Here is a 521-nt window from a genome sequence, read left to right on the forward strand (position 1 = left end):
GTGGGCGTCGGTGACGTAGGTCAGGCGGATGTTTTCGTCCCACTCCAGGCGCGTGTCGAAGCTGCCGTCGTCGGCCCATTCGCGCACGGCCTTGGCGTCGGGGCCGGTGCCTTGCCATTGCAAGTTCATGCCGCGCCGCGTGCGGTCGGTGTAGCGGGTGATCAGGTGGTGCTGGTATTGGTAGCTCCACGCCGCGCCGTTTTCGTCCTGGGCATTGATCAGGTCGCCGTGGGCATCGTAGTAATAAGCCGCCAGTTGGCGCACCGGCGCGCTGTCGCGTATTTCCCACAGGCCTGTGAGGTGGCCGTGGTCATCGATCATCGTGCCCAGATGTAAATGGACGTTGTTGAGGTCGCCCTGGTAGGTGATCAGGTCGGACAGCACCGGTTGGTCGGCATGGCGGTATTCGTGGTGCAGCATGACGCCTGCGCCGTTGCGCAGTTCGATGTGCGCGAGCAGGAAGCAATCGCCGTGACGCACGTAGGTTTCCCTGCGCTCAAAGCCACGGCACAGCAACAGGG

At 63.5% G+C, this 521-nt stretch carries 1 pseudogene; it reads right to left on the reverse strand.

Going from position 1 to position 521, the window contains the following annotated elements:
• A pseudogene (locus JJD66_RS27925) lies at positions 1-521 on the reverse strand (RHS repeat-associated core domain-containing protein); the annotation flags it as partial.

The organism is Pseudomonas sp. MF6751, assembly GCF_016613265.1.
GTDB lineage: Bacteria > Pseudomonadota > Gammaproteobacteria > Pseudomonadales > Pseudomonadaceae > Aquipseudomonas > Aquipseudomonas fluorescens_BV.